We start from the raw sequence: 21,209 nt of genomic DNA on the forward strand, positions 1-21,209 counted from the left end.
TTTTTGTTTTATACTTATCCATGCTGTAAGTCCTTTGTTTTGGTCTTGGATAAGTCATCCCACCCCATTATAAAGGACTTTTTCATGTGTTGAAACAGTTAAAATTTTTAATGCAACACTAGTGGTAATATATATAGTATATAAATTCTCAATCGATGAGATAACTAATTATATTCATCTGTTCACAAAAGTGTCAAACTTTCAGTGTCAAAGTTTAATCATAAATCCGACAGTTGTTTTAGTACATAATTAACCAGATGATTAACAATGTGACTTTTGTTTTGTTAGTTTACTCCACTGGCATTGATGGGTTTTTAAGGTGTTTAATAATTAAAAATGAATATTTAAAACGTTCTAAATAAAACAATTACAATTACAATCATTTCAATTTACTTAATACTCACGAAAAAAATGTAAAAAAGAGTGTTGCGGCTTCCAGCTTACTCCTATAAAATTGAATTTGTTGTTTAAAAATCAGAATAATTATACAGATTTGTTATTTTAAGAGGTGAGAAAATGTTTACCGGATCAAACTATAATTTAATTAAGGGTGCGTTGGATGCGTCTTCGATGAGGCAGGAAATGATTTCTTCTAATATTTCCAATGTCAATACACCAGGCTATAAAGCTAAGCGAGTCGATTTTGAAGAAACGTTAAAACGAGCAATGGATGGTTCAGCTATGAAAAGTACCCATGCGAATCATTTTGGCGCTTCGGACAGTTCATCTGTTACGCCGCAGATAAAAGCTCAGACAGGTAATCGTGTGAATGAAGATGGCAACAACGTGGCTATTGATAGTGAAATGGCTGAACTATCTGCCAATGCAATTTACTACCAAGCTTTAACTACCCAGTTAAGTAACCATTACAGTAGCATTCGTTCTGTATTGCGTTAAGAAAAGGAGAAAAGAAAATGTCGATTTTTAATTCCATGCAGATAAATGCCAGTGGACTGACACTTGAGCGATTCAAATTGGATACGATTTCTACCAATATTGCGAATGTAAATACTACTCGAAGAGAAGACGGCGAAGGTCCTTACATAAAACAAACAGTTGAATTCGAAGAAAACTTCAATCGTGCCAATTCCCAGTTGGCAAATACGCCCACTGTAAAAAGTGCCGGTGTGCGGATAACAGGTGTAGATGCAGATGAAGAAAACTTCAGAATGGCTTATGAACCCAACCATCCGGACGCAGATGAAGACGGCTATGTTGCATACCCAAATGTAGACATGGCAGACGAGATGGTCGATATGATGACGGCGATTAGAACGTATGATGCTAACGTTACCGCTATTAATAGCAGTAAAGAGATGCTCAAGCGTGCTCTTGAAATTGGTCGTCAGTAAAACAATTAAATAATGAATAGGAGTTTGACAAGTGAATATCCCAATAAATCAGCTATACTCTCAGGCAATCAGCCAGGTCAATCAGACTAAACAAGCTTTACCCGTACATACAGAAGAAAATAAACCAGCTCAATTTACTTCAATGCTGCAGAATTCCCTGGCCAGTCTTGAAGACAAGCAATCAGAATCCGTGCAGGCCGTTCAATCTTTAGTGGACGGAACAACGGATGATTTACATACAGTCATGATTAAAACAACGGAAGCTCAACTCTCTCTGGAAGTCGCTGTTCAGATGCGCAACCGCGCACTGGAAGCCTATAACGAAATAAAGAATATGCAATTTTAATTAAGTTAAGTAATCAGAGTAGAGGGAGCGTCCTAAATGAATAAAGTGAAAGAAATTGGCACATCGATTAAAGATGGCTGGCTTCAGCTTGAGGAAAAAAAGCGCAAGCGGCTGGTTATTTTTGTATCGATTGCGTTAATTTTACTGGGTACAATCGGCTACTTCACTCAGAGAAGTCAGTACACCGTGTTGTTTTCCAATCTTGAAGAGGCAGATGCAGGAGCCATTGTGGAAGACCTGAATGCTCAGAACATGAACTACCGTTTGGAAGATAACGGAACAACTATTTTAGTTGATGAAAAAGATGTCGATAATTATCGAATTAATCTTGCTGTTAATGGGATGATGCCCGAGCGTTCGACTGGTTTTGAGATTTTCGATGAAACGAATATGATGACGACTGATGATGATCGTCAGATTATGTATCAGCGTGCATTAACTGGTGAGCTGGAACGGTCTATTTCGTCATTGCAGCAGATTGATTCTGCTAAAGTGATGTTGTCTTTACCGGAAGACAGCATTTTTCAGAACCCGGCTTATCGAAGTGAAGCGTCAGCATCCATCGTAGTTCAGACGAGAGGAACTGTTTCTCAACAGAATATCCAAGGGATTGCTTCACTCGTAACGGGTGCGGTTGACCGTTTACCTATGGAAAATGTTCAAATTGTTGATACCAGCGGTAATTTGCTAAGTGGCTTTTTACAGTCCGGTGGTGAGGGACTGGCAAGCGGCGACTTCTCTTCAAATCAGCAAGCTGTCAAACGTTCATATGAAACTGATTTGGAAGAGCGTATTCTATCGCTCTTAGCACCCGTTTATGGCTACAATAATTTACGCGTGGTCGTTAATGCATCAATGAATTTTGATGTAATTGAAGGCGAAAGCGTAACCTATACTGCCCCGATGACAGAAGATGGTGATGATAATCGTGAAGGATTGATTCGCAGTCAGATTGAAAGTTTTGACGGCGCAAGAGATATGGTATTAGGGCTGATGGAAGATGCAAATACGCCTTTAGCTGACGATGATAATCCTGAAATTTCGGCGTCATTGGACCGCACGACCAATTATGAACTGGATCAAGTTACTGAACGGTATGTCCGTGCACCGGGTGTCGTTGAAGCGATTAATGCATCCGTAGTGGTTAATCAGAATTCTGGTGTGGTACCCGTAGAACTACAAATTAATGATATAGTCAGTCGGGCAATCGGTTTGGATAATCAGGCGGAGGTTACTCTGCCTGGTGATGTGACTGTCGAAATATTACCATTTGCAGAAGGAGAAGATTTAGCTATCGGCGGCGAGAGCATATTAGATGAGCTAATTGACTTCTTAGCATCAAGCTGGCTCTACATGGTTAGTGGTCTGTTACTCATTATCGGAGCGATGGTCGTTCTATCCCTAATAAAACGCGGAAAAGAAACACAGCAAAACGAGTTATCTGAAATGAGTGCGTCACCTGCTCCAGAACCTGTTGTGATGCCAGAAGTTAATCCAATAGAAGAAATTGATAAAGAAAACGAAAAACTTCAGCAGAAGAATAAAGTCATGTCAGAAAAAGAAGACAGAGTGAGAACGCAGGCGAAGGAGAATCCTGAATTAGCCGCTGAACTGATGAAAGTCTGGTTGAAAGAGTAGAGAGGATGAGTGAACGTGGCGGAGACAGTTGAAACTATTAAAACAAATGAATTAGATGGTATTCGAAAAGCGGCTATTTTTATGATTTCTCTTGGACCGGAAACGTCGGCTCAAATCATGAAGCAGCTGCCGGATACGTACATTCAGAAAATCAGTTACGAAATAGCCAATATTGATCATGTGAGTCAGAAAGAACGGGAAGCTATCGTTAACGAGTACTTGGAGATGTCCCAAGCCAGAGAGTACATTTTAGACGGCGGCTTTGATTATGCAAAAACACTACTGAATAAAGCGCTCGGGTCTCAGCGGGCCAAAGAAGTGATTGATATGCTGAATCAGATTCAGTTGCGTGAGCGTCCGTTTAATATCGCTCGAAAAGCGGACCCTGCTCAATTGACCAATTTACTTCTGGGAGAACAGCCTCAGACAGTTGCCTTGATTCTGTGCTACATGCAGCCGGATAAAGCGGCTCAGATTCTGATAAATTTCCCACCCGAAAAACAGTCAGAAATAGCGGAACGTATTGGAACAATAACCAGTACGTCCCCCTCCGTTATTGAGAAAATCGAGAAAGTGATAGAAAGTAAGTTTTCTACATATATTGAAAACGATACAGAAAATGTCGGTGGTGTGTCGACCCTTGTTGAAATCTTGAACCAGGTTGGTCGGACGACAGAGAAAGCCATCGTCGGCGAACTCGAAGAACGTCAGCCGGAATTGGCAGAAGAAGTCAAAGCCAGCTTGTTCACCTTTGAAGACATTATTTCTCTTCAAAAGAACGATGTGCAAAAAGTGCTGCGTGAGGTCAATAATGATGATCTTGTACTGGCTCTTAAAGGCGTATCAGACCAGCTACGTAACTTCATCTTCGATAACTTATCTGCAAGAGCAGTTGAAACTCTCAAGGAAGATATGCAGTTCCTCGGACCGGCACGTCTGTCTGCGGTTGAAGAAGCCCAGCAGAATGTCGTTACGGTTATACGCCGTCTAGATGAACTTGGGGAAATCTACATTATGCGAGGCGATCAAGATGCCATCATCGAGTAGAATTATTAAGTCGGTCAAAACGCAGTCAGCTAAGGCCTCCGAAGATTGGATAATCAATACTACTTACGACTATGAACCAGAAGAAGAGTTTTTAGAGAGTATAGACAATGAGGAAACCAGTCAGGAAGCGCGTGAGAAACTGGCAGAAGCGAAGGAAAAAAGCAGTCAGTTGATTGAAAAGGCGTTAAATGAAAAGGAACAGTTACTATCTGAAGCCGAAGAAGAAATTGCCAGTTTAAAAGAAGAAGCTTACAAAGAGGCTTTTGAAGCAGGTCAGCAGGCTGGCTATGAAAAAGGATACAGCGAAGGAAGAGACCAAGGCTACACTGAAGGAAAAGAATTGAGCCAGCAGCTGGTTGATCAGGCGAGAAATACAGTTCGTGAAGCTCAGTTGAACATTGAACAGTACATTGAAGAGAAGAAGGAAAGTTTACTGTCTCTTTCTGTTCATATGGCTGAAAAAATTGTTCAGGAGCAGCTAGAAATGACGCCTGATGGGATACTGGAACTGGTTCAGCCCATTTTACATCAGCTTGACCGCGAAGAAGATTATGTCAGTCTGACCGTTCATTCGTCCAAGCGTAAAGAGCTTCGGGAAGCTATTCCTTATCTGGAAAAAAATTACCCAGGGGTGCGCTTCGTTGTCTTTGGTGATGATAACGTTGATGCACTAGGCTGTGTTGTTGAAAGTGCGCATAAAGTGGTTGATTTACAGGTGAAAAATCAGCTGCTGGCGATGATTGAGGAAATGAAAGAAAGTGAACGTGAGATGGAATGATTAATATTCCTTTTGAACTGTACCATGAAACCTTAAATAAGAAAGCAGTCATGCTAAAGCACGGAAAAGTCAGCCAGGTCATTGGTCTTATTATCAAAGTGGATGGGCTGGATGCGTTTATCGGTGAAGTCTGTGAAATCGAAATTAAGTCACACGAAAAAACGGTTTTGTCTGAAGTAGTCGGCTTTGTGGATGAGACAGTTCTCTTAATGCCCTTAGATGACTTGGATGGCATTGGACCGGGCTGTCTTGTTTATCCAACAGGGAAAGCGCTGAAGATAGAAGTCAGCAACGAAATGCTCGGCAAGACCTTTGACGGTTTAGGTCGTCCATTAAGTGAAGAGACCCTAAAAGAAACAGCTACGTATTCTGTGCATCGTCCTTCTCCTGACCCGTTCAAGCGTCCGAAAATCGATACCATCATGCCTACGGGCGTAAAGGCCGTCGATGGTCTGCTGACAGTAGGCGAGGGTCAGCGGATGGGCATTTTTGCGGGATCTGGGGTCGGGAAATCGACGCTGTTAGGCATGATGGCTCGCTACAGTGAAGCAGATGTGATTGTGATTGGTCTGATTGGTGAGCGTGGACGGGAAGTCCTTGAATTTATCGACAATGATTTAGGCGAAGAAGGCTACAAAAAATCAGTTGTTGTGGCGGCAACATCCGACCAGCCACCTCTAGTCCGTTTAAAAGGGGCTTACGTCGCTACTGCGATTGCTGAGTATTTCAGGGATCAGGGCAAGAAAGTCGTCCTGATGATGGACTCCGTTACTCGTGTGGCCATGGCCCAGCGAGAAATCGGGCTGGCAACAGGCGAGCCGCCGACGACGAAAGGGTATACGCCTTCGGTCTTTACAGTCTTACCTAAGCTGCTGGAACGAAGCGGGAATACACTGACTGGTTCTATCACAGCTTTCTATACCGTCCTTGTTGAAGGGGACGATATGAATGAACCGATAGCCGACTCGGTCAGAGGTATTCTGGACGGACATATCATTTTGTCCCGGCAGATAGCTTCAGAGAATCATTACCCGGCCATCGATATCCAGAACAGCTTAAGTCGTTTGATGAAGGAACTGGTCAGCGAGGATCATGATGAAGCAGCCGGTAAGCTCAGAGAAAACCTGGCAACCTACCGAGAATCGAAAGACCTGATTGATGTGGGTGCCTACCAGCAGGGAAGTAATCCGCTAGTCGATCAGGCTGTCCGCTTGAATCAACCGATTAAAGGATTTTTAAAGCAAAAAACAACTCATTCGTTTACCTTTGCCGAGACAGTGCAGCAAATGAAAGCTCTGTTGTCCAATCAGGGAATAAGATAAGGAGGGATTGAATGCAGGAATACCGTTTTTCAATGGAAAAGGTACTGGATTGGCGTTCAGATCAGGAAGACACCGCTCAGCGTCTCGTGAAAGACAGGGAAGAGCGTGTCAGACAGGAAGAAGACAAGCTGAATCGCATAATTTCAGAAAGCCGTCGTTTAAAAAACGAAAATCTATTTCATAAGAGTGTTGATCATTTGAAGCGTCAGAATCTTTACAAGGATTTGCTGGATGACAAGATTATTAAACAGCGCCTAGCTCTTCAGACTGCTGAACAGGAACTTGTTATGGCAAGAAGCCAGTTAAAAGAAGCCCATAAAGACAAGAAAGTGATGCAGAAACTTGAAGAGAAAGAGCACTCCCGTTTTAATGATGCTTTGAAGAAAAAAGAGCAGTCCCAGCTCGATGAAATCGCCACCCTCAGTTTTGGCCGTCCATCACTGTTTTAATTTACATAACCACCTTTGAAAGGAGGTGAATAAGAATGAACGTGACGGCAGTTAATCAGATAGTCGCAAATACTAAAGCGTCGAAAAAAACAGAGTTGAATGATGGTTCAGCTTTTTCCCAGGAGCTGAAGAAGCAGTTAACGCACGCCGAAGAATCGGAAGCCGACGAATTAACTGATGACCTATCCCAGTCTGAAGTTAAATCAGAAGTGGAAGAAGATACTGACAAAATGGAAGAGACCAGTGAATTTGTCATTATCCCAGCCTTTCTGAGGTTTGACAGCAAATTAGAACACGCTTCAACTGTACTGACCGATTTACATAAAGACCAGCTTGACATGGCTAGTACAATCGCACGAGAGACTAACTTAACTCCGCTGGCTATCGATGAGGAAGCCATTATTTCTATGACTGATTTATCCGAGTCTTTCCAAGCTTTAGAAACGGTTAAGGTGTCAACTGAACCGGTGCTAACTACAGCGGTATCCGGAAAAGAAACAGCTGAACTGACGCCCGATTCTGAAATAAAGAATGCTTCTATGGCTGATACAGAATTCCTACCGGCTACTGACGCGAATGATTTGCCTGAAGGATTGATTAAAGAAAATTTTTCAGTAAATTTATCTAAGGCTGCAATTGAAGGTGAGACTGGAAGAGTTTCATTAGAAAAAGCAGAAGAGATGACAATGACAGTTAAAGATAGCAAGCCAGTCATAGGAGACTCTGCAAAAGAAACAGCTCCAGCCATTGAGAATAAACTGACGCAATCATCAACCCCACAGACTGAAGCGAATGGACAAAATGAACGCCCATCGAGTTTTGAAGCAATCAATTTTCAAGCTGGACAACAGTCGGAAGAACTTTCTAAACCGACAGTAACTGAACAGTCTGTTAATCTGAAAGACAACTCAGCTGAAGAACAGTTGGTTGAGCAGTTCGGTTTATCTCAGTCCACTCAATTAAAAACTGTACCTGACACTGTAAATCAGACAATACCATTACCGGTTAAAACTGCATTGGAACAGAGTCCAGAAGTTATTCAGGATATGATGATGTCTGTAAGTTCAAATGAAGCCGGAGAGACTGTCTATCAGTCTACTCTAACGTTAACGCCCGAAACACTTGGTGACATAAAAGTTGAGCTATCATACAGCGATGAGAAGCTGACGGGTAACTTTATTTTTGAAACTGAGGATGCGAAACAGCATATCGAAAGTCACTGGCAGCAGATTAAAGGGCCTTTGGAAATGAAAGGACTGCAACTGAATGGGTTTGAATTTCAGGTGGTTGACCCTCACACATCTGCTCAATCAGGTAATCTTAACTTTTCACAGCAGTCTGATCAGTCAAAAAAAGATCAGCAGGATGAACAAAGAAAATCTGCTCAGTCATCGGATCGATTTGAAGAAGAGACCGCAGGAGCAAACCTTGTTACTCGACAAGAGAGCGGCTTGAATTATTATGCGTAAGTGAAGGAGAAAGATATGAATATTCCAAATAATATGATGATTGGATCACTCAAAGCGATTCAACCTGAAGAAGAGACGAGACAGAATTCTGATTTAAATATGGAACAGTTTCTGCATATCATCGCAAATGCAATGAGCATGCCGTCTTTTGACGGACAAGGAAGCGGAGGCGGTTCGGAAACAGACTATATTGGACAAATGGTACAGTTTGGTATTCTGAATGCGGTCAGTGATTTAAATGACACGATGCAGACCAGTCTGCTTATGAATCAGCAGCAGCAAGCGCTAGGTCTCGTTGGAAAAGACGTGACGATTGCCGGCGAGGAAGATCAATTGATTATGGGGACCGTTGACAAAGTCCGTTTCGACAACGGCTATGCCACGCTTCAGGTCAATGGCAGAACGTATGAAATGAATGATGTCATTGAGGTGAGACAGTAACATGCTGCGAAACATTCAAGCCACGCCTGTTCATCAGACAGACAAGCTTTACCAGAAACAAACAATTGAACGTAAAGTGGATTCTGCCTTCTCAGATTTTATGGATGAAGCCGTTAAATCTACAGAAAAATTAAGCAAGGTCACCATTTCCAATCATGCACAAAAGCGGCTGGAACAGCATGGCTTTCATCTGAATGACACCGATATGCATCACCTAGAACAGGCAGTTGAAACACTTGAAGCAAAAGGATCCAGACAGTCTCTGATTTTGTATGATGACCTGGCACTGATAGCCAGCATTAAAAACAAGACAGTGATTACGGCTCTAAAATCCAACGAAATGAATGAAGTAACAGATATCGACAGTGCATTTCAAATAAATGAGAAAAGATAAACGAACCAGCTGGACTGAAAAGAAGCTGATTTCTGATGACCGATTGATTCAGAAACGTTTAAACTAGGAGGAAAAACAATGTTAAATTCATTATTTTCAGGTATTACTGGCATGAAAGGCCAGCAGACTAAAATGGACGTTATTGCAAACAATATTTCTAACGTCAACACCACAGGTTTTAAAGCGCAGCGTGTACGATTTCAGGATATGATTAGTGAAACTAACGCCAATGCACAAGGGCCAAATAACGGCGGACGTGGCGGACTAAATGCCCAGCAAGTTGGTTTAGGTACGCAAGTCGCTGCAACAGACGTGATGATGCAGGGCGGGTCCCTTCAGTTTACTGGACGTGCGCTGGACTTTGGTATTCAAAATGGCGACAACTCTTTCTTTGTAGTAAGTGAAGACGGTGGAGACAGTGGCATGATGCAGTATACGCGTGATGGTGGGTTTTATACAGATAATGAAGGAAACCTGACCACTTCAAACGGTTTCCGTTTGATGGGTTACAGTGAAGCAAATATGGGGAATCCATCTGCTGCCAATCTAGAAGCCTTAGCTATTCCTCAAGAAAGAGATGGTCTGACATTACAGGACTATAGCATTGATAATACTGGAACGATTTTAGGAACATACAGCGATGGAAATGCGTATGTTATTGGACGTATTGCCATGTCCAACTTTGCGAATCCAGATGGTCTGGAAAAAGCTGGAGAAAATATTTATAACGCTTCTGCCAACTCAGGAGTGCCGCAATATGGCGGTCCCTCAGATGATGGATTCGGTTTGGTCCGTTCAGGTTTCATGGAAATGTCCAACGTCGATTTGGCAACTGAATTCACTGAAATGATTGTGGCCAGCCGTGCTTATCAGGCTAATAGCCGCAGTATCACAACAAGTGATGAAATGCTGCAGGAATTAATCAACTTAAAACGTTAATTAATCAGGGAGTGGTCATATTTATCACCAATGGCCACTTCTTGACTTAAACATGAAAAGAGGCAAATCATGATTCCACTACGAACTGTATCTGGAAAAGAATTTTACTTGAACAATGATTGTATCCTTAAGATCGAAAAAGATTTTGACACACTGATTACCTTAGTGGATCATAAAACTTTGCGAGTAATGGATACACCGGAAGAAATAGCTGAAAAAGTGCTGCAGTACAAAAAGCAAATTTTCCAGAAATCGATGGGGGTGTAAAGAAATGAAACGAAACATATTGCCAGCAATTGGTCTGGTCGTAGGTGTGGGCTTAATTATTGCGGCTATGGCAACCAACGGATCTTTAGTCAGGTATTTCGATGTACCGGCATTGGTCATCACATTATTTGGATCATTTTCAGCGCTGCTCATCAGTTTTCCTTTTAATGCCTTAAAGAAAGTTCCAGCCTTATTAAAACTGTTGCTTTTCACACCAGATGATGACCGTGGCGCTTTAATCGATACGATTACACATCTGGCAAAGAAAAGCCGAACAGAAGGGATTCTTGCTATTGAAGAAGACATTCAGGAAATTGATAATCCAGTCCTTATTTATGGTTTGGAAATGGTAGTTGATGGAACAGATATCGATACAATTGATGAGATTTTAAATGTCGAAATGGAACAGACAGAAGACCGTCACTCCATTGGTCAGCAAGTCTTCTTGAAATGGGGAGAGTATGCACCGGCATTTGGAATGATTGGGACATTGATTGGTCTGATTGCGATGCTTGGAGATTTACAGGACCCGTCACTGATTGGAACGGGAATGGCTACGGCTTTGCTGACTACCTTTTACGGAAGTTTTATGGCCAACATGGTCTTCCTTCCGATTGCTAAAAATCTAGAAATGCAGACAGCCAACGAAATGAAAACCAATGAAATGATTATAGAAGGCGTCTTGGGACTGCAGCGTGGAGACAATCCGCGTATCATTGAACAGAAACTTCAGAGTTTTATGTCTCAGAGTGACTATAAGAATAAAAAAGATACAGCTGAAGCAGTTAATGTTGCTGAAGAAGTGATGTAAGGAGCTCAGGATGGCTAGACAACGAAAGAAAAGTGAGAAAATTGAAAGCGCAGGTTCGCCTCCTTGGATGACTACCTATTCAGATTTGATGTCTCTCCTCCTGACATTCTTTATTTTACTGTTCTCCATGTCTATCGTAAGTGAGGAACGGTTTAGAGAGGTAGCGGAATCGTTACGAATGGCTTTAATTGGAAGCAGCAGTGATGCCATACTTGATGACCGAGGCAATTCGTACGGTGATATGGAATTTGATGAGTATGGAGACTTGAGTGAATATGAGGGCCTAGATCCTGATGATTTAGCAGTAGAGGAATCACCGTCAGATTTGAATTACGTACCTGAAACAGTAATGGATTTGTTTGACACAGTTAACAGCTATATTTCAGATGAAGGTCTGGAAGCAGCTGTGACACTTTCCAGAGATCAGGAAGGGGTCTATATCGATATTCAGGAAGCGATACTGTTTGACTCAGGTAGTGCAACGTTGAAACAGAACGGACGTGAGACCATTGGTCAGTTAGCTGGTTTGTTTGACTTGTTTGATAATGAAATTGTTATTGAGGGGTATACGGATGATATTCCAATGAATAGTCGACAATTTCCTTCCAACTGGGAGTTATCGACTGGGCGAGCCTTATCTGTTTTAAGGTATTTGAGTGAAGAATACAGTATTTCACCTACGCGATTATCCGCCAGAGGTTATGGTGAATATCGGCCTATTGCTCCAAATGATTCCGATGAAAACCGAGCGCTTAATCGCCGGGTAAACATTGTCATTGTTCACGAAGATAGAGAGGAAGTCATGAATGGCGCAGAATAATAATGGAACAAAGAAAAGAAACACAGTAACTAAAATTGTAACGGTGATTGTTGTTGCTGTCATTGTTTTAGTCGTGGGTATGGGAATCGGCATGACTGTTTTTGGGGAGTCGGGCGATGACACATTTATGTCTCGTTTCACTTCTGAAGAAACAGAGACAGAACACACAGTGGCACTGGATGAATTTCTAGTTAATATCAGTGGCGAGTCTACACGAAGCAAAGCTATTGTTCGTATGGAACTCACCGTAACCAGCATGGATGACGAGGCTGAAGATATTATTAACCAGGACATTGCAAAAGTAAGGGATGCGGTCATACATGTAGTGGCGGGCCAGACTGACGCGACTATTCTTGAAGAAGATGAGGGCGAATTCATCATCAAAGATCTGATTAGAGAACGAATCAATCAGTCGCTGAAGCAGGATTTAATAGAAGATGTTTTTGTAACTAATATTCTTATTCAAAATTAAGACTGGCGAATAGTAAGAGAGGAGAAGAAAACAGTGTTTACAGATATTGTACAGATGATTCTAGCTTTAGCATTAATCATTTTTTTAGCCAATTTTTTACTGAAGAAGCTCGGATCATTTCAAAAGTCCACGAGTCAGATTATCAAGATTATAGAGCGTGTACCTGTATCGAAATCTTCTTCTCTCTGTATCGTTCAGGTGGAAGCGGAATACTTATTAATGAGCATTTCAGAGTCTTCAAATGAAGTGATTAAGACCTTTTCCGATGAAGAAAAGGAAGCCATACAGCTTCGGTTAGCCCGAAAACAACCGGATGCTAAAAATAAAGAAGCTATACATAAAATAAAAGAAAGCAGTGCGGTGCATCTGCTTTCTGATAAACTGGATACTTTAAAAAAAGATTATAAAGAGTTTCAGAAGAAAGGGATTAACAAGTAATGACGGAAATTTTAGTAGACGCATTAGCGGTGACTAATGATTCGTCCGAAGTTGTTAATCTATACCTGCTGCTGTTTTTGATAGCCTTGGTCCCTTCGTTTCTTGTTTTAACGACAAGTTTCACCCGAACGATTATTGTTCTTTCCTTTACACGGAATGCATTGGGGACGCAACAAAGCCCTCCCAACCAGGTGCTGATTGGACTGGCTCTCTTTTTATCCGTGTTCGTTATGCGACCGGTTTATCAGGAGGTAAATGAAGAGGCCCTGCAGCCAATGCTCGCCGGTGAAATAAGCCGGGAAGAGTCATTTGAAATTGCAGAGCAGCCCATAAAGAACTTTATGCTCGAACAGACCCGGACAAGTGACCTGGAATTGTTTGTACAAATCAGTGGAGACGATTTTCCGGATGATCCGGAAGACTTATCTCTATTCACCGTTATTCCAGCTTTTTCAATCAGCGAACTGCGTACAGCTTTTACTATAGGTTTTCTGATTTTTATCCCTTTTCTGGTAATTGATATTGTCGTAGCCAGTATACTCATGTCGATGGGGATGTTCATGCTGTCACCAGTCATGATTTCACTGCCATTTAAGCTGCTGCTGTTTGTCATGGTCGATGGCTGGTATCTAGTTGTGGAATCTCTGATAGGAAGCTTTTTCTAAGATGGAAAGGATAGTTATATGTCTACGCAAAATGTATTAGATGTTTTACAGGATGCCTTTTTAGTACTGATTCGTGTCGGTGGTCCGGTGTTAATTACCGCTTTAGTGATTGGCCTGGTCATCAGTATCATACAGGCAACCACTCAGATTCAGGAACAAACATTAAGTTTTGTACCCAAATTATTTGCCATATTACTTACTTTGGTTTTATTGGGTAACTTCATGTTGAATACGCTCGTCGCTTTTACTGACCGGTTATTCTCCATCATAGCAGGACTGTGACACGATGACGTTAGAAGTACAGCAGTTTTTACTTGTTATGATTCGGATAACTGTCTTCATTGCCATCAGTCCGGGATTCTCGCATAGTTCTTTTCCAACTATAAGCAAAGTCGCTTTGGCAGTCGGTTTATCCATACCTGTCATGGCAGTCATACAGCCCTTTGAAGCAGACCTGACCATGGGTATGTTTGTCGCCATAGGAATAAAAGAGTTGTTTATTGGCATGGCATTAGGTTACATCACTTTGCTGTTTTTTACAGCAGTTGAGATTGCCGGTTCACTGGTCGATTTCCAGGTTGGGTTTTCAATGGGATCCATTTATGATCCCTCATTGGGAGTCAACGCGTCGTATTATGGGCGGATATACTACTGGATTTCAATTATGATATTTTTTATAGCAAATATTCATCACCAGGTGATCACAAGTCTAGTTGAATCCTTTACATGGGCACCTTTAGATCAGCTGAATTTTACCCATATTGGAATGGAAGGCATCGTTCATTTGTTCGGCCACTTGTTTGCAACAGCGGTCCAGCTTGCCATCCCACTTATAATCGTCGCTTTATTGTCAGAGTTAACCTTAGCTTTAATTTCACGGACAGTTCCGCAAATTAACGTGCTGATACTCGGTATGCCGATGAAGACATTAGTCAGTTTAGTGTTTATGTTCTTCTTTCTGCCTGTTTTGATGCAGAATATCGGTGATCTGTTCCCGGACATGATCAGATATATGAATGAATGGCTGTTTTCCATACAGTAAGATATAAAAGGGGCTTAATTAACTATTGGATTAGTTTAAAAAGAAGCAAAAACTCAGCAGGTGTCTAGTTTAACAAGAGATGTACAGGCTGAACTCAACAAAATCGATGATTTCTTTAGTTCATAAAACTGAACTGCACAGAAAGCCCATTTAGAATGAAAAATGTTTAGTTCATCACTAATTAAGCGAACTGAACTAAACAAAATACGAAAAAAGTGTAGTTCGTAATCAACCTATTCGGCTAGACTTAACAAACTTGTAAAAGGGGTGAGGACATGCCTGCAGATAAAGATGGAAAAACAGAAAAGCCCACCCCCAAGAAGCTGCGTGAGGCACGAAAGAAAGGGCAGGTGCCCAAAAGTCAGGATTTATCTTCGGCGATTTCCTTTGGCCTCTTTACACTCAGTTTTACAGCCCTAGCTATGTTTGTTTTGCAGAGAAGCTATGTCTTCATGCAGGAGTCGCTAAGGTTTGGTGCGAACCCAATAAGTGTAGCACACGAGCTGCCGGCTATAGGTATGCGGGCCATCATATGGTTTCTCGTTTTGGCTTCACCTTTTCTGGCCATCGCCTTCTTCACTGGAGTCGTAGGCAATATGATTCAAGTCGGCTTTCTTCTGACAAAAGAGCCACTCAAACCCAGTTTCAGCAAGATAAACCCAATCAGTGGCTTTAAAAATATATTCGGTAAGAAAGCTTTGTTCGGTCTTCTGAAGAATCTTATGAAACTCTTTATCGTAGTTGGTTTCACTTTGTATACCATCTATCAGTCAGCGGTTATCATACTGAATGCAGGTAACGTCGGAGTCGTCAATATTTTTCCTTTGATGATTGAACTGGTCAGCTCGCTCGCGATTCAGCTGGCAGTCTTTCTAGCCATACTTGGGGCAGTCGATTACGTCTATCAGCGGTATGATCATAAGAAAAACTTGATGATGTCCATGCAGGAGATTAAAGACGAGTACAAAGAGATGGAAGGCGATCCGCAGATTAAATCTCAAAGGAAAGCAATGTACAAAGACATGGTTTCCGGAAATATTAGTGATGTCTCTGAGGCAACGGTTTTGATTACGAACCCGACACATTTCGCCATTGCCATTCGCTATGATGCAAGCAAAGATCAGGTTCCTATCGTCCTTGTAAAAGGTCAGGATTATATGGCTTTGAAAATGAGAGAAATGGCTGGCGAAGAATCTATTCCAATTATCGAAAACAAACCGTTAGCTCGTGCGCTTTATAAACAAGTCGAGCCGATGGATCCAATACCGTCTGAGATGTATCAGGCAATTGCCGAAATTCTTGCACTTATTTTGCAGGCTGAAGAAAACAAGAAGAAAAAGATTTAATAAAAGAGAATGGGTGGAAATATGAACAATCAAACGGCGGTCAAGACATCAACTGCATTAGCTAATTCATTAAATATAATCATCGCCTTTGTAGTGGTGTCTATTATCGGGATTATCATTATTCCAATGCCGACATTTGTGCTGGATTTCTTGCTGGTAATTAATATTTCCTTGGGAATTACAATACTGGTCCTGACACTCTTTACGCATTCTGTCCTGGATTTCCTCAGTTTCCCAACCTTGTTGCTCGTTACAACTATGATTCGTTTAGGCTTAAATATCAGCTCTACACGACTGATACTCAGCCAAGGGGATGCCGGGCGAGTTATCGATACGTTCGGCAGTTTCGTTGCGGGTAACAACTACATAGTTGGAGCTGTTCTGTTTGTCATAATTGTTATTGTTCAGATTATGGTCGTGACAAACGGTGCAAGCCGTGTAGCTGAAGTATCTGCCCGATTTACACTGGATGCCATGCCGGGTAAGCAGATGGCGATTGATGCCGATTTAAACAGTGGTCTAATCTCTGAAGAGCACGCTAAACTCAGACGATTAAATTTGGAAAAAGAGGCGAACTTTTACGGGTCGATGGATGGTGCCAGTAAGTTTGTCAAAGGGGATGCCATAGCCGGTATCATCATTACCCTGATAAACCTGGTTGGTGGTATTGCCATCCACTCTATGCAAGGAGATTACTCTATTGGCGAAGCGCTCAGTCACTTTGGACAGTTAACGATTGGTGACGGTCTGGTCAGTCAGATACCTTCCTTATTAATCTCTGTTGCGTCCGGTATTTTAGTTACTCGAACAGCAAATGAAAAAGCCTTTGGTGATACAGTCGGAGGCGAACTCTTTCATACGCCGCAGGTCATGTATATTGTTGCTACATTATTAGCTGTTTTCGCACTCGTACCAGGCTTTCCATTTTTCCCATTTATTCTAATTTCAACTGGACTAGCAGTATCTGGATACCTCGTTAGTGAAAGCCAGAAAGCTGACGCTAAAAACGAGTTGGATCAGCAGGATAGAGCAGCCATGCAGCAGGCTTCAGAACCTGTTGAAGAATCTGCTTCTCTGTTTCAGGTGGACCGGATTGCTGTTGAAATCGGTTATGGTCTGATTCCGCTGGCAAATGAAGATCAAGATTCAAGTATGACGGATCAAATTGCCGCAATAAGAAAACAGTTGTCTTATGAAATGGGTATTTTATTGAATCCCATTCGCATTCGAGACAACTTACAGATGGAACAGCACAGTTATGTTATTAAAATAAAAGGTAACGAAGTGGCTTCGGGCATTCTCTATCCTGATAAATTCCTGGTGGTCGAACCGGGTGGTATGGAAGAGGAAATTGACGGGATTGATGCGAAGGAACCGGCATTTGGTCTGGATGCCTTATGGGTCACACCTAAAAACAAAGAAATTGCCGAACTTCATGACTACACGGTAGTTGATCCATTGACTGTGTTGGTTACACATGTGAAAGAAGTCATGAAACAGAATGCAGATGAACTCTTAGGCAGACAGGAAGTCAAAGAACTCCTGGAAGGCCTCAAAGAACATTATAATGTTGTCATTGAAGAATTGATTCCGGATATTCTACAACTGGGTGATGTGCAGAAAGTACTTCAGAGATTATTAAAAGAAGGCGTGCCGATTACGGATCTGGTTACCATTCTCGAAACACTCGCAGATTACGGTAACACAACCAAGGATCATGAGACACTGACCGAATACGTCAGACAGTCGCTGAAACGCACAATAGTTAAGGATCATCTGGATGAAATGGGAACGATGCACGTGCTGACCGTTCATCCAGAAACAGAGGAACGACTGGCGGGTAGTGTGCAAAAATCAACTCATGGCTCCATTCCAGTCCTTCAGCCACAGGAAGTGAACCAGTTGTTTGACAGTATTAACCAGCAAAGTTCTTTATTGTCTGCCCAGGGCATTCCATATGTCTTGCTGACGTCACCGAAAATAAGACCGGCAGTCAGAAATTTGCTGTCCTTTAATTTTCCGGAATTGAATGTGTTATCTTTAAATGAAGTACCGAATGAATGCCCAATCGAAAGTGCAGGAATGGTGTCCATTAATTAGTCAGGAGGGTAAAAAGTGGAAGAGAGTCAACGTAATGAAACAGTCATGCAGTATATGCCGCTAGTCCATAAGGTTGTACACGGACTGAAAATCAATAACAGAGACTATGACCACGACGATCTGGTTAATATTGGTGTCATTGGTCTGATGAAAGCAATTGAGAAATACAATGAGTCACTGAATGTTCCTTTTATCAATTATGCCTACATGCGAATCAAGGGTGCGATTATCGATGAAATCAGAAAAACATCGCGTGTTTCACGTAATAAAATAAAAGCTGTGAATGCTTATTATGATGCTATCAGCACGCTGCAGCAGACACTTCTGAGGACACCGACTGAACAGGAAATACTTGCCGAGATGGCCATAGATATAAGTGAACTGAAGAAAATTTATGAAACAGTTCATCAACTGGCAGACGTTTCACTGGACGATATTTTATTTGAAGATTCCTCCGGAGAAACCAGTTTACAAGGAGTCATGACAGATTCTGCTGCTATATCGACGGCTGATAAGCTAATTAAAAAAGAGCAGCTTCAGTTCATGGAAAAAGCAGTCAAGAAACTGACCGAAAGAGAACAGCAGATTCTTCAGCTGATTTACTTCGAAGAGTTAAGCATGAAAGAAGTCGGTTATATTTATGATATCTCTACGCCGCGAGTCTCCCAAATTCACGGCAAAGCGTTACTTAAACTAAGAGAAGCATTACGAAAGGACGATGAATCTTGATTAGAGGCTTAGATACATTATCGAGCAGTTTCAATGTGCTCACGCAAAAGCAGAAGAATCTGGCGACAAATGCTGCAAACACGATGACGCCTGGATACAAGTCACAGAAATTGATGACAAGCACAACTGAACAAGTAGATGTACATAATTACACACGGGGTATCGATTCTAATAGACGGCGAGATGTGGGTGACTTAGTGTTCGGCAATCAGCTGGATGAAGCGGTCAGACAGCATTCATTTGGCGGTCTGCAGATGACTGAAAACAAAACGGATATCGCTATTAATGGAGAAGCCTTCTTTACTGTACAAAATGAAGCGGGTGAATTGTTTTATACTAAAAACGGTAATTTTTCTGTCAATCAGGAAGGACAGTTGATGACACAAGAAGGCTATCAGGTCATGGGCATCGAACAAAATGGTGCGATTACTCCTATTTCTGTGGGCACTGACTTGGAACAGACTTTCTCAATTAATGCTTACGGTTTTGTGGAAACAGACAATCAAGCCCCACAATTTTTATTTTTAACAGAATTTGAGGATACCAGCACATTAACCAGCACTGGAGGCACATTGTTCCAAGGTGACGGCGGTGTACCCGTTGGAGAAGGTTTCAGAATTCAACAAGGCTACCTTGAATCATCCAACGTCGACATGGCAGATGTAATGACTGACATGCTGCAAATCTCTAGAGAATTTGAAGCCAACCAAAGAGTTTTACAGTCAACAGACGAAACGCTGAAACGCGCAACCCAAGAGATAGGACGAACTTAAAAAGGAGCAGATTATGACAATCCCTTATAGTATTTCTAAAAGTGCACTGCAGACTCATCAGCATAAACTTAATCATTTGTCCCACAATATTTCAAATGTGAATACAATTGGCTTTAAGCAAAAAGACAGTCATTTTACTGAACTGCTGCATAATGAAGTAACGAACCAGGATGTCCGTTTGTCAGACAATGCGGAGGTTTCACTGAATGCAGGGGTACGAATGGCAGCCAGCAAGGACAGCTTTACTCAAGGTGCTTTGAACCATACCGGAGAAGCTCTCCACCTGGCTATTGGTGGAAACGGATTTTTCGGGGTACGTAATAATGACGATGAACTGCTTCTGACGAGAGACGGAGCTTTTCAAGTTAATGAAATGGGGCAGGTAGTTTCTGATAGAGGAGAGTCTCTGGAAATGGATTTGACTATTCCGGTCGAACAGTGGGATAGACAATCTCTCACAGTCACTGATTCGGGAGAAATTCTGACCGCAGTCAATGGCCAGATGACCGTCGCTGGTACTATTCCTTTGTATTTGCCGCCTCATTCAACCGCTTTGGAATCAGCTGGAGGCAATAGTTACCGCGTACTGGATGGAGTGAATTTAACTGATTCACGTAATGCTCCAGAAATGTTTGGATCAGTCATGAGCGGCTATCTGGAAGAATCAACGGTTGATTTAGCAAGGAGCATAACTGATATGATGCTCTCCCAGCGCGCTTATTCGTTAAACGCAAAGGTGATGCAAAGCACGGACGAGATGCACAGCTTAATTAATCAGTTTACTTAATTGACATAATCAGCTAAGTGATGAGCTAGAGAGGAACGCGAGATGATTCGTTTAATTCAGTTATCCAAAAAGTATCATAAAAACGACCCATATGCTTTGCAGGATATATCAGTTGATATTGAAAAAGGTGAATTTGTTTACCTGATTGGCAAAAGTGGCTCAGGCAAATCAACCTTACTCAAGCATCTCTATGGTCACGTTAAGCCAGATACAGGGCATGTATTAATGGATTCTTTTGTGGTGAGTCAGCTCAAAGCAAAGGATATGTATAAATTGAGACGACAAGTAGGAGTTGTGTTTCAGGACTTCAGTTTACTGCAATATAAAACTGTCTTTGATAATGTAGCTTACGTACTAGAAGTGATCAAGACAGATGAAAAAGAAATTGAAGCAAAAGTGATGCGGGCTCTAAAGATAGTGGGCTTGAGCCAGCGTGCCCTCGATTTTCCTGGAAATTTGTCAGGTGGTGAGCAGCAGCGCGTGGCCATTGCGCGTGCCATAGTACACGAACCAAAGTTTTTAATAGCTGATGAGCCGACCGGTAATCTTGATCCGAGAACGAGCTTGTCTGTTTTGAAACTCCTCCATAAAATCAACAAAACGGGCACCACCGTTATTATGTCAACGCATGACTATAGTTTTGTTGAACACATGCCTGCACGAGTGATTGCGCTAGCTGATGGAAAAATTAAAAGTGACCGTTCCAAGAATCATACGCTGCTTATACTAAATAATACGATGGGCGAATACTACGTCGTCTAATAATAAAACGGTACTGACAAGT

26 protein-coding genes are annotated in these 21,209 nt (G+C 41.9%); all 26 read left to right on the top strand.

What is annotated here, in order from left to right; genetic code table 11:
* Positions 1–516: 516 nt before the first annotated feature.
* The 26 genes from flgB (at position 517) to ftsE (ending at position 21,187) form a co-directional block, all read left to right on the top strand.
* Positions 517–897 carry a flagellar basal body rod protein FlgB gene (flgB, locus tag ACYVLS_RS07420; protein ID WP_460323103.1) on the top strand — a complete coding sequence of 127 codons (381 nt, stop codon included), beginning with the start codon at positions 517–519 and terminating at the stop codon, positions 895–897.
* A gap of 17 nt (positions 898–914) precedes the next feature.
* Positions 915–1,352 (top strand): flagellar basal body rod protein FlgC, encoded by a 438-nt coding sequence (flgC, locus tag ACYVLS_RS07425; RefSeq protein WP_460323106.1) that lies wholly within the window; start codon positions 915–917, stop codon positions 1,350–1,352.
* Positions 1,353–1,383: 31 nt separating this feature from the next.
* Entirely contained in the window at positions 1,384–1,698 is a 315-nt protein-coding gene (fliE, locus tag ACYVLS_RS07430) for a flagellar hook-basal body complex protein FliE (RefSeq protein WP_460323109.1), read from the top strand.
* Positions 1,699–1,734: 36 nt separating this feature from the next.
* Positions 1,735–3,336, top strand: a complete 1,602-nt coding sequence (gene fliF, locus ACYVLS_RS07435; protein WP_460323112.1) for a flagellar basal-body MS-ring/collar protein FliF — start codon at positions 1,735–1,737, stop codon at positions 3,334–3,336.
* 15 nt (positions 3,337–3,351) lie between these two features.
* The gene (gene fliG / locus ACYVLS_RS07440) at positions 3,352–4,383 is read left to right on the top strand and encodes a flagellar motor switch protein FliG (protein ID WP_460323114.1); all 1,032 of its coding nucleotides are present in this window, start codon (positions 3,352–3,354) and stop codon (positions 4,381–4,383) included.
* A complete protein-coding gene (locus ACYVLS_RS07445) occupies positions 4,367–5,161 on the top strand; it encodes a FliH/SctL family protein (protein ID WP_460323116.1) in 795 nt (264 codons plus the stop codon). Before fliG ends, ACYVLS_RS07445 begins: the two co-directional genes overlap by 17 nt.
* Before the next feature lie 50 nt (positions 5,162–5,211).
* Entirely contained in the window at positions 5,212–6,483 is a 1,272-nt protein-coding gene (gene fliI / locus ACYVLS_RS07450) for a flagellar protein export ATPase FliI (protein WP_460323241.1), read from the top strand.
* 11 nt (positions 6,484–6,494) lie between these two features.
* Entirely contained in the window at positions 6,495–6,932 is a 438-nt protein-coding gene (fliJ, locus tag ACYVLS_RS07455) for a flagellar export protein FliJ (protein ID WP_460323119.1), read from the top strand.
* Between the two features lie 35 nt (positions 6,933–6,967).
* A complete protein-coding gene (locus ACYVLS_RS07460) occupies positions 6,968–8,401 on the top strand; it encodes a flagellar hook-length control protein FliK (protein WP_460323121.1) in 1,434 nt (477 codons plus the stop codon).
* A gap of 15 nt (positions 8,402–8,416) precedes the next feature.
* Positions 8,417–8,842 (top strand): FLgD tudor-like domain-containing protein, encoded by a 426-nt coding sequence (locus ACYVLS_RS07465; protein ID WP_460323124.1) that lies wholly within the window; start codon positions 8,417–8,419, stop codon positions 8,840–8,842.
* A 1-nt stretch (position 8,843) separates the two neighbouring features.
* Complete coding sequence (locus ACYVLS_RS07470; protein ID WP_460323126.1) at positions 8,844–9,236, top strand: TIGR02530 family flagellar biosynthesis protein; 393 nt, start codon at positions 8,844–8,846, stop codon at positions 9,234–9,236.
* Positions 9,237–9,314: 78 nt separating this feature from the next.
* A complete protein-coding gene (locus ACYVLS_RS07475; protein ID WP_460323128.1) occupies positions 9,315–10,175 on the top strand; it encodes a flagellar hook-basal body complex protein in 861 nt (286 codons plus the stop codon).
* Between the two features lie 69 nt (positions 10,176–10,244).
* Positions 10,245–10,442, top strand: coding sequence for a flagellar FlbD family protein (locus ACYVLS_RS07480; protein WP_460323131.1), 198 nt, complete (start codon positions 10,245–10,247; stop codon positions 10,440–10,442).
* A 4-nt stretch (positions 10,443–10,446) separates the two neighbouring features.
* The gene (locus ACYVLS_RS07485; RefSeq protein ID WP_460323133.1) at positions 10,447–11,253 is read left to right on the top strand and encodes a motility protein A; all 807 of its coding nucleotides are present in this window, start codon (positions 10,447–10,449) and stop codon (positions 11,251–11,253) included.
* 10 nt (positions 11,254–11,263) lie between these two features.
* Positions 11,264–12,073, top strand: coding sequence for a flagellar motor protein MotB (locus ACYVLS_RS07490; protein WP_460323136.1), 810 nt, complete (start codon positions 11,264–11,266; stop codon positions 12,071–12,073).
* A complete protein-coding gene (locus ACYVLS_RS07495; RefSeq protein ID WP_460323138.1) occupies positions 12,060–12,545 on the top strand; it encodes a flagellar basal body-associated FliL family protein in 486 nt (161 codons plus the stop codon). The genes ACYVLS_RS07490 and ACYVLS_RS07495 overlap by 14 nt, the downstream gene beginning before the upstream one ends.
* Before the next feature lie 33 nt (positions 12,546–12,578).
* Entirely contained in the window at positions 12,579–12,983 is a 405-nt protein-coding gene (locus tag ACYVLS_RS07500; RefSeq protein ID WP_460323141.1) for a FliO/MopB family protein, read from the top strand.
* Positions 12,983–13,648 (top strand): flagellar type III secretion system pore protein FliP, encoded by a 666-nt coding sequence (gene fliP, locus ACYVLS_RS07505; RefSeq protein WP_460323143.1) that lies wholly within the window; start codon positions 12,983–12,985, stop codon positions 13,646–13,648. Before ACYVLS_RS07500 ends, fliP begins: the two co-directional genes overlap by 1 nt.
* A gap of 18 nt (positions 13,649–13,666) precedes the next feature.
* Complete coding sequence (fliQ, locus tag ACYVLS_RS07510; RefSeq protein WP_346024805.1) at positions 13,667–13,930, top strand: flagellar biosynthesis protein FliQ; 264 nt, start codon at positions 13,667–13,669, stop codon at positions 13,928–13,930.
* 4 nt (positions 13,931–13,934) lie between these two features.
* Positions 13,935–14,690, top strand: coding sequence for a flagellar biosynthetic protein FliR (gene fliR / locus ACYVLS_RS07515; protein ID WP_460323146.1), 756 nt, complete (start codon positions 13,935–13,937; stop codon positions 14,688–14,690).
* A gap of 275 nt (positions 14,691–14,965) precedes the next feature.
* Positions 14,966–16,036: a flagellar biosynthesis protein FlhB gene (gene flhB, locus ACYVLS_RS07520; protein WP_460323148.1), complete on the top strand. Its 1,071-nt coding sequence runs from the start codon at positions 14,966–14,968 to the stop codon at positions 16,034–16,036.
* A 21-nt stretch (positions 16,037–16,057) separates the two neighbouring features.
* Complete coding sequence (gene flhA, locus ACYVLS_RS07525) at positions 16,058–18,136, top strand: flagellar biosynthesis protein FlhA (protein WP_460323150.1); 2,079 nt, start codon at positions 16,058–16,060, stop codon at positions 18,134–18,136.
* A gap of 15 nt (positions 18,137–18,151) precedes the next feature.
* On the top strand, positions 18,152–18,865 hold the full coding sequence (locus tag ACYVLS_RS07530; RefSeq protein WP_460323152.1) for a sigma-70 family RNA polymerase sigma factor: 714 nt from the start codon (positions 18,152–18,154) through the stop codon (positions 18,863–18,865).
* Positions 18,862–19,638 (top strand): flagellar hook-basal body complex protein, encoded by a 777-nt coding sequence (locus ACYVLS_RS07535; RefSeq protein WP_460323155.1) that lies wholly within the window; start codon positions 18,862–18,864, stop codon positions 19,636–19,638. The genes ACYVLS_RS07530 and ACYVLS_RS07535 overlap by 4 nt, the downstream gene beginning before the upstream one ends.
* Positions 19,639–19,651: 13 nt before the next feature.
* Complete coding sequence (locus ACYVLS_RS07540) at positions 19,652–20,425, top strand: flagellar hook-basal body protein (protein WP_460323157.1); 774 nt, start codon at positions 19,652–19,654, stop codon at positions 20,423–20,425.
* A gap of 42 nt (positions 20,426–20,467) precedes the next feature.
* Positions 20,468–21,187 carry a cell division ATP-binding protein FtsE gene (gene ftsE / locus ACYVLS_RS07545; protein ID WP_460323160.1) on the top strand — a complete coding sequence of 240 codons (720 nt, stop codon included), beginning with the start codon at positions 20,468–20,470 and terminating at the stop codon, positions 21,185–21,187.
* Positions 21,188–21,209: the final 22 nt, after the last annotated feature.

Source organism: Alkalibacterium psychrotolerans, assembly GCF_054784355.1.

Coding starts and splice junctions, on each gene's coding strand:
- fliI (WP_460323241.1), top strand. CDS start 5,212: ATGCTAAAGCACGGAAAAGTCAGCCAGGTCATTGGTCTTATTATCAAA.
- fliJ (WP_460323119.1), top strand. CDS start 6,495: ATGCAGGAATACCGTTTTTCAATGGAAAAGGTACTGGATTGGCGTTCA.
- ftsE (WP_460323160.1), top strand. CDS start 20,468: ATGATTCGTTTAATTCAGTTATCCAAAAAGTATCATAAAAACGACCCA.
- fliQ (WP_346024805.1), top strand. CDS start 13,667: ATGTCTACGCAAAATGTATTAGATGTTTTACAGGATGCCTTTTTAGTA.
- fliP (WP_460323143.1), top strand. CDS start 12,983: ATGACGGAAATTTTAGTAGACGCATTAGCGGTGACTAATGATTCGTCC.
- ACYVLS_RS07470 (WP_460323126.1), top strand. CDS start 8,844: ATGCTGCGAAACATTCAAGCCACGCCTGTTCATCAGACAGACAAGCTT.
- ACYVLS_RS07445 (WP_460323116.1), top strand. CDS start 4,367: ATGCCATCATCGAGTAGAATTATTAAGTCGGTCAAAACGCAGTCAGCT.
- ACYVLS_RS07480 (WP_460323131.1), top strand. CDS start 10,245: ATGATTCCACTACGAACTGTATCTGGAAAAGAATTTTACTTGAACAAT.
- ACYVLS_RS07540 (WP_460323157.1), top strand. CDS start 19,652: ATGACAATCCCTTATAGTATTTCTAAAAGTGCACTGCAGACTCATCAG.
- ACYVLS_RS07460 (WP_460323121.1), top strand. CDS start 6,968: ATGAACGTGACGGCAGTTAATCAGATAGTCGCAAATACTAAAGCGTCG.
- flhB (WP_460323148.1), top strand. CDS start 14,966: ATGCCTGCAGATAAAGATGGAAAAACAGAAAAGCCCACCCCCAAGAAG.
- flgB (WP_460323103.1), top strand. CDS start 517: ATGTTTACCGGATCAAACTATAATTTAATTAAGGGTGCGTTGGATGCG.
- ACYVLS_RS07465 (WP_460323124.1), top strand. CDS start 8,417: ATGAATATTCCAAATAATATGATGATTGGATCACTCAAAGCGATTCAA.
- fliR (WP_460323146.1), top strand. CDS start 13,935: ATGACGTTAGAAGTACAGCAGTTTTTACTTGTTATGATTCGGATAACT.
- ACYVLS_RS07490 (WP_460323136.1), top strand. CDS start 11,264: ATGGCTAGACAACGAAAGAAAAGTGAGAAAATTGAAAGCGCAGGTTCG.
- flhA (WP_460323150.1), top strand. CDS start 16,058: ATGAACAATCAAACGGCGGTCAAGACATCAACTGCATTAGCTAATTCA.
- ACYVLS_RS07485 (WP_460323133.1), top strand. CDS start 10,447: ATGAAACGAAACATATTGCCAGCAATTGGTCTGGTCGTAGGTGTGGGC.
- fliF (WP_460323112.1), top strand. CDS start 1,735: ATGAATAAAGTGAAAGAAATTGGCACATCGATTAAAGATGGCTGGCTT.
- ACYVLS_RS07475 (WP_460323128.1), top strand. CDS start 9,315: ATGTTAAATTCATTATTTTCAGGTATTACTGGCATGAAAGGCCAGCAG.
- ACYVLS_RS07495 (WP_460323138.1), top strand. CDS start 12,060: ATGGCGCAGAATAATAATGGAACAAAGAAAAGAAACACAGTAACTAAA.
- flgC (WP_460323106.1), top strand. CDS start 915: ATGTCGATTTTTAATTCCATGCAGATAAATGCCAGTGGACTGACACTT.